This is a genomic window from Actinoallomurus acaciae, from assembly GCF_042429965.1.
In the GTDB taxonomy this organism is placed as follows: Bacteria; Actinomycetota; Actinomycetes; order Streptosporangiales; family Streptosporangiaceae; genus Actinoallomurus; species Actinoallomurus acaciae.
Genome location: NZ_JBHLZP010001146.1, coordinates 1 through 966 on the forward strand (window position 1 = coordinate 1; position 966 = coordinate 966).

General features: G+C 76.3%; 1 protein-coding gene. It reads right to left on the reverse strand.

Annotated elements, in window-relative coordinates; genetic code table 11:
- On the reverse strand, positions 1-966 hold a 966-nt coding region (locus ACFFNX_RS51200; RefSeq protein WP_446678578.1), incomplete at both ends, for an ATP-binding protein.

Here is a 966-nt window from a genome sequence, read left to right on the forward strand (position 1 = left end):
GCTCGTGGTCGCCGCGGGCGAGCGCGTGGCCGAGCGCGGCGTCCAGGTTGCCCTGCTCGGCGTCGAGGCGTGCCAGCCAGGCGAGCTGCGCGGGGCCGCGCAGCCGGGGTTCGGCGGTCTCGGCCAGGGCCAGGAAGTACGCGGCGTGCGCCTCCCGTACGCGCCCGGCCTCCTCCGACCGGTCCAGGCGCTCCCCGGCGTACTCGCGGACGGTCTCCAGCATGCGGTACCGGACGCCCTGGTCGGTCTCGGCCATGATGAGCAGCGACTTGTCGACCAGCCCGGCGAGCAGGTCGACCGGATCGCCCTCGGGCGCGCAGACCTCGGTGACGGCCTCCACCGTCGCCCCGCCGGGGAAGACCGACAGCCGGCGGAGCACCGCGCGCTCGGCGTCGTCGAGCAGGTCCCAGCTCCAGTCGACGACGGCCCGCAGCGTACGGTGACGCGGCAGCGACGTGCGGCTGCCGCGTTCGAGCAGCCCGAACCGGTCGCCGATCCGCTCGGTGAGCTGCCCGAGCGTCAGCGACCGCAGCCGGGCGGCGGCCAGTTCGATCGCCAGCGGGATGCCGTCCAGCTCACGGCAGACACCGGCCACGGCGTCATTGGCGACGAAGCCGGGCCGTACCGCACGGGCGCGGTCGGTGAAGAGCGCGACGGCGGGGGCCGCGGGCCCGTCGAGGCCGAGCGGCGCCAGCGGCACGAGCGTCTCGCCCGCGATCGCGAGGGGCTCCCGGCTCGTGGCGAGGATGGTGACGCCCGGCGCCGCGGCGAGGAGATGCTCGGCGAGGCGGGCGGCGGCGTCGACGACGTGCTCACAGTTGTCGAGGACGAGGAGCAGGTCGTGCCCGGCGAGCATGGCGCCGAGGCGTTCGAGCGGCGTACGGTCCGCGCCGGCCCCGAACAGGTCGCCGTCGCCGATCGCCGCGGTGACGGCGAGCACGACGCGTGCGGGGTCGGCGACCGTCC